This window comes from Desmonostoc vinosum (assembly GCF_059505385.1).
In genome coordinates this window covers 1-6,672 of the sequence record NZ_JCACKM010000246.1, presented here as the reverse complement: position 1 = coordinate 6,672, position 6,672 = coordinate 1, and the positions used below count along the sequence as shown (strand labels likewise).

General features: G+C 42.0%; 2 protein-coding genes and 1 CRISPR repeat array. Of the genes, one reads left to right on the top strand and one right to left on the bottom strand.

The window, feature by feature from the left end:
• Nucleotides 1-476: 476 nt before the first annotated feature.
• A CRISPR array of direct repeats spans nt 477-1,529; the repeat unit is 37 nt; unit sequence GTTTTAATCAACTAAAATCCCTATTAGGGATTGAAAC.
• Nucleotides 1,530-1,588: 59 nt separating this feature from the next.
• A complete protein-coding gene (locus AC5JMF_RS28030) occupies nt 1,589-3,268 on the bottom strand; it encodes a transglutaminase domain-containing protein (protein WP_495798986.1) in 1,680 nt (559 codons plus the stop codon).
• Between the two features lie 468 nt (nt 3,269-3,736).
• Between AC5JMF_RS28030 and AC5JMF_RS28025 the strand changes: the two genes are divergently transcribed.
• On the top strand, nt 3,737-6,595 hold the full coding sequence (locus AC5JMF_RS28025) for a cation-translocating P-type ATPase (RefSeq protein WP_495798985.1): 2,859 nt from the start codon (nt 3,737-3,739) through the stop codon (nt 6,593-6,595).
• The last annotated feature ends 77 nt before the right edge of the window (nt 6,596-6,672 follow it).

Below are 6,672 nucleotides of genomic sequence, written 5' to 3'. Positions count from 1 at the left end.
TAAATTACATAATCAAATTAAATAAAACTCTTGTGGGGTGGGCATCTTGCCCGCTCTAATTATGTAAGTTATATATGGAACAGCTTAGTAGCTTGCTTAAGTGTGGGGGCACGACTCCGTTCCGGACAAGTTCAGTACAAGTTCGCTCAAAGCAAGTTACTCAGTAACCAGAGGAGAAGTAACCAACACCCCCAATACACGTTTGATGTAAATTAGTCATTATTGGGTCAACCAGTAGGTGTTTTTCAAACAAAACAAAATTTTGTACTTGAAAAGCCTATCCTCTCTAGCTTTGAACCCTCTTGGAGGAGTTTAGAGGTTGACACCAACCCCGCAAATCCTTACCAGAATCGCTTTTGAGGTCATTTATCATTCTTACGATCTTGACAACCAAACGTCTGAAAAGGTATCTTAGCTACAGGTTGCCACTATTGAACCTTGAAAACCAAATATATCAAGCCTTACAGACCCCAGCGGTTTTAATCAACTAAAATCCCTATTAGGGATTGAAACCGTGTATGGTCGGAATATGGTTGAACCATATCGACGTTTTAATCAACTAAAATCCCTATTAGGGATTGAAACAGGTAAGCAGGAAGACAAAGCTTACTACATATGTTTTAATCAACTAAAATCCCTATTAGGGATTGAAACAGGAAGGTCGTATTTTAGCAGTAGGCGATCCAAGTTTTAATCAACTAAAATCCCTATTAGGGATTGAAACCCAGACCGATACCGCCCGGCGCGCGAATCGATGCTAGTTTTAATCAACTAAAATCCCTATTAGGGATTGAAACAAGGGAGTGCGTGAAGAAATTGAGCGCCTGGCGATGTTTTAATCAACTAAAATCCCTATTAGGGATTGAAACACCTAGTGATGATTTGTTCACTAGAAAATCTGCAATTAAGTTTTAATCAACTAAAATCCCTATTAGGGATTGAAACGTATTTATAACAAATTCAGAAGGTAACCCTGATGCAGTTTTAATCAACTAAAATCCCTATTAGGGATTGAAACAATGTACTGATATATTCATCTAGTAAACCTTTAATTTGTTTTAATCAACTAAAATCCCTATTAGGGATTGAAACATTTGATAATAAGTCTGTGTTTGTAGATGGTGTTTGTTTTAATCAACTAAAATCCCTATTAGGGATTGAAACGCAAGTATTATATATAACAATACTCTAAGACGAGTTTTAATCAACTAAAATCCCTATTAGGGATTGAAACCATACACCATTTACTTTACTCATTTTTCCATTACGTTTTAATCAACTAAAATCCCTATTAGGGATTGAAACGTGAAGGGATTATCCCCTGTGCAGGCGGGGAATATTGTTTTAATCAACTAAAATCCCTATTAGGGATTGAAACCGCCGAAGCTACACTCGCAAATTTATGCGGCAAAGCGAAGAGTTTTAATCAACTAAAATCCCTATTAGGGATTGAAACAAGAGGCTGAATTACTTTGCCAGTACGAACTAACTCGTTTTAATCAACTAAAATCCCTATCAGGGATTGAAACTACTTCCCAATTTCTTATTTTTAATTCACATTAGGCGTAATCCCAATCCCCAATTCCCTTTAAAAAGGCGGTAATTCTTTAAGAATCTTAAATTGAATATGATTAATTGCCAAATCACCGATGGGAATATCTTCTTTAGTCAACCTTGCACCTTGACTTGTGAGAGTTTCAAAAGAGATACCTTTACCAATTTCAATGTGATACCAACATAAACCCATAAAAAAGCGCGTAGGATAAGGCCCATTATTCCCGACATCATCAGGATTTGATTCCATTGGCAACCAACCATAATTTGGTACGTAAAACTCTAGCCACACATGATTAAAATCAGGTTGCAAAGGAACACCTTGTAATTCGCCATGAGCAGGACACTTATATCTACCTACAGTACGACAAGGAATACCATTGAGACGACACAAAGCGAGCAAAACACCGACATATTCACCACAGGAACCTACACCACGTTCTAAGACTATATCTGGGGTATCAATGTATGGTTTGATACCATAAGACAACTCATCATAAACATAATTGCGGATACTATACATTTTCCGCAACAAGTTTGTTTCAGAACCAATTGCTTCTCTAGCAGAACGGCGAACTATCACAGTATCCATTGCTAAATCGTCATCATCGACTAAGTAACGAGCTTGCAATTCTAGTGAAAGTTCGGGAATATCTTCTACATCTCTAGGTGTCAACCGATACTTAATGCCTCGAACTTCTAAAAGTGCTTTCCAACCAAATATGTGTCGTTCGCCAGGGGTAAGGGAATCAAATTTAAATACTGCAACACGTTGCCCATCTACTACTTCTTCAGTAAAAGGCAGACCAATCGGTTCGACTTGTTTTACCTTTTGTCGCTCGGTTTCTGAGGGAAGGGCGATTCGCCACTCTACATCTGGTAGATAAACTTCATCTAAAGGAGCAATTTCTTCTGCATAGGACATTTCAATCAAATAGCCGTTAGAAAGAGCGTAACGCTTATCTGATTCGTAATGATAATGCAGCGGGTGAATAAAAGTGCGATCGCGATAAGTTAACTCGTGATTTGGGTCAGCATTTGGGTTATCGCGGATATAAGGCTCCTCAAAAGCATAAGCAACATAAAGACTATCTGGAGCAGAATCGCCATTTTGATAAATTGCAATGCCTGTAGGCGATTCAAAGGGCGTGAGAACGCTAAAATTCACTTCTCCCGTTGCCCGATCCATCGAGTAAACTGTTTGTTCTATGCGATCGCAAATCCACAAAGTCTCTTGGTTGACTGCCAAATTTTCTATTCCTACCCCAGGAGCATAAAATCTGGTAATTTCTTTGCGCGTATCACGGTCGAAAACCAGGATATAACCTAGTTTTTGGCAACTTACATAGATAGTTGATTCCCAAACAGCAACACCATCAGCCGGATAAGGCAAAGTGACAAAATGTTCCAAACCCCAAGAATTGAGCTTGCTCAAATAAACATGATGATCACGAGTTACCCAGAGGGTATCCTCCCACACAGCTAAGCCAGTTACGTCAGTAAATTCCTTAGCTTGATGAGGATTGAGAATTTTGCTGTTGTCAGAATCAGGATCAATCTCTAGTAGATGCCCCTTAATGCTATCAATAGCGATCAGCTTATCTTGGATAAACGCAATGCCACATAGGGTAGCAGCCGTAAGCGGTCGAATTGTCTTTTGCCCAAACATCTGGCTAACGGTCAAACTGGGGAGTGCAAAACTCTTATTAAGCATATCAATTTAACGGTTTAGCACACTGAAACAATTTAAAATTCCCGAAAGAATAGGGAGTAGGGAGTGGGGAACGAACAACCCATGTTTGAAAACTTGGATGTATCATTTTTTCGATACTTCACCGAAATAGTGGGGAGTAAAAAGTAAATAATTGTGGAATGTTCTTAGTAACGAGACTTCAACTCAAAAATTAATGTAATAAACTATACAATTAATGTATAAAAATCTCTCTTCCCCCATTCCCCACTCCCAACTTTCTACTCCCTCATTATCTGTAGAATGTATTCCGAAAAACTCCTTCGCCAGAGATAATACACACATCTCGAAAGAGGAAAAATTTACAAATGCTAAAAAGCATAATCTAGATTCATACAGTTTACAAAAAGCTGAATGTAACTTTAGTTGATGGTTTTCCGGCCATCACTAAATTATGATCAAAGTCTGTAACCATTTCTCGTAACCTACACGATGTCTGCTAATTCCCTGCCTGAAGGTGCCGCTGTTTGGCATAGTTTAGAAGTTAATCAAGCGCTAGACCTGCTCGATAGTAATGCAGACAGTGGCTTAACACCCCAAGAAGTTCAACAGAGATTACAAAAATACGGCCCCAATGAACTTGAAGAAAACGAAGGTCGCGGTGCTTGGGAGATTTTACTAGATCAGTTCAAAAACATTATGTTGTTGATGCTGATTGGTGTAGCTCTCATTTCTGGCTTTTTAGATCTCATGGCTTTGCAAAACGACCAACTAAAGCCTGGTGAAGTGCCATTTAAAGACACGATCGCCATCCTTGCGATTGTCATCCTCAATGGTATCCTGGGCTATGTCCAAGAAAGTCGAGCGGAAAAAGCCCTAGCAGCTCTCAAAAAACTTTCCTCTCCTTTAGTACGAGTCCTGCGCGATCGCAGATTATTGGATGTCGAAGCCAAGGAATTAGTGCCTGGGGATGTCATGCTGCTGGAAGCTGGGGTGCAAATAGCTGCGGATGGACGCTTGATAGAACAGGCTAATTTACAAGTACGTGAGTCAGCGCTAACGGGTGAAGCTGAAGCTGTTAACAAACAAGCAAAACTAAATTTATCCGAGGAAACAGATCTCGGAGATCGCCTCAATTTAGTGTTTCAAGGAACTGAAGTTGTCCAAGGACGCGGCAAGGTTCTGGTGACAAACACCGGAATGCGAACAGAACTAGGTAAAATTGCTGCGATGTTGCAGGCGGTAGAAAGTGAACCTACCCCCTTGCAGCAACGGATGACGCAACTAGGCAATGTCCTAGTAACAGGTTCCTTGATTTTGGTAGCGATCGTTGTTCTTGGCGGTGTAATTCAGGCAAGAGGTTTTAGTAACATCCAAGAACTCTTGGAAGTTTCCTTAAGTATGGCTGTAGCAGTAGTACCAGAAGGTTTACCCGCTGTCATCACCGTCACTTTGGCACTGGGAACCCAACGGATGGTGCGCCAGAAAGCTTTGATTCGGAAACTGCCAGCTGTGGAAACGTTAGGTTCTGTGACTACAATTTGTTCTGATAAAACTGGCACCTTAACTCAGAACAAAATGGTGGTGCAAGCAGTTTATACAAATAGCAAAACTTTTCGCGTTACAGGACAAGGTTATACTCCCACGGGAGATTTTATCTTAGATAGTCAAAAAGTCTCTGTAGAAGAATATCCAGAAATTCCGGCTTTGCTAGTCGCCTGCACTGTTTGTAATGACTCAGTATTACAAAAAGAAAAAGGGGAATGGGCAATTTTGGGCGACCCTACAGAAGGTGCTTTAATGACACTGGCAGGGAAAGCTGGTATTGAAAAAGATCAATGGGAAAGTAAATTACCCCGCGTTGCTGAGTTTCCTTTTTCTTCAGAACGCAAGCGGATGAGTGTGATTTCTCAAGTCAAGGAAGTAGCCACTGGTGACGCATCTTTGGGTGGGGTTGATCCGGCGATCGCTGGCTTTGTGCAATCTGAACCTTACATTATGTTTACCAAAGGTTCCCCTGAGTTAATCTTGGCACGTTGCACTCAGATTTATCAGGGTAATCACGCAAATTTTATAACCGATGAACAACGCCAAAGCATTTTGGCAGAAAACGACCAAATGGCCAGTCAAGGTCTACGAGTACTAGGTTTTGCTTATAAACCTCTGGGCGAAATCCCCCCTGAAGGCTCAGATGAAACATCAGAGCAAGGCTTGGTATGGTTGGGATTGGTAGGCATGTTAGACGCACCACGCCCAGAAGTGAAGGCAGCCGTCCAAGAATGTCGAGAAGCAGGCATTCGCCCAATTATGATCACTGGCGACCATCAATTAACAGCACGCGCGATCGCCACCGAGTTAGGAATTGCTCAACAAGGCGACCGCGTTCTCACAGGTCAAGAATTGCAACGGATTAGTGACCAAGAACTAGAGCAAAATGTTGATTTAGTTAGCATTTACGCCCGTGTTGCCCCAGAACACAAACTGCGAATTGTCCAGGCACTACAACGCCGGGGTAGATTTGTAGCGATGACAGGCGATGGTGTTAATGATGCCCCAGCCATCAAACAAGCTGATATTGGTATTGCCATGGGTATCACTGGCACAGACGTCAGCAAAGAAGCTAGTGACATGGTGCTACTAGATGACAACTTTGCCACCATTGTTGCCGCCACCAAAGAAGGCAGAGTCGTTTACACCAACATCCGCCGTTTCATCAAATACATCTTGGGCAGTAACATTGGCGAAGTTCTCACAATTGCTGCGGCACCTTTAATAGGCTTAGGAGGCGTACCCCTTACCCCCTTACAAATTCTGTGGATGAACCTAGTGACAGACGGTTTACCAGCTTTGGCATTAGCAGTGGAACCTCCAGAACCCGACGTGATGAAACGTCCACCTTTTAGCCCCCGTGAAAGTATATTCGCTAGGGGTTTGGGTTCTTATATGGTGCGGATAGGGATTATCTTTGCTATTATCAGCATTGCTTTAATGTGGTGGGCTTATAGACATACCCATGCAGCGGGGTATGAAGGCGATCCCAACGCTTGGAAAACAATGGTATTTACTACATTGTGTATTGCCCAAATGGGACACGCCATTGCCATTCGCTCTAACAACCGATTGACCATTGAAGTGAACCCCTTCTCAAATCCCTATGTTTTAGCGGCTGTTGTCGTCACTACGATTTTGCAGTTGATGCTAATTTACGTCCCACCCCTGCGAAATTTCTTTGGTACTCACTGGCTCAATCCTACAGAATTATCCATTTGTATCGGCTTCAGTGCGTTGATGTTTGTGTGGGTTGAATTGGAGAAGCTATTCTTACGCATAGTCGGCAAGAAGGCAGTGTAATGGGGGACTGGGGACTGGGGACTGGGGACTGGGGACTGGGGATTGGGGACTGGGGACTGGGGATTGGGGACTGGGGA

Bases quoted from the DNA above. Each gene is read 5' to 3' on its own strand.
- AC5JMF_RS28030 (WP_495798986.1), bottom strand. From the start codon at position 3,268: ATGCTTAATAAGAGTTTTGCACTCCCCAGTTTGACCGTTAGCCAGATG.
- AC5JMF_RS28025 (WP_495798985.1), top strand. From the start codon at position 3,737: ATGTCTGCTAATTCCCTGCCTGAAGGTGCCGCTGTTTGGCATAGTTTA.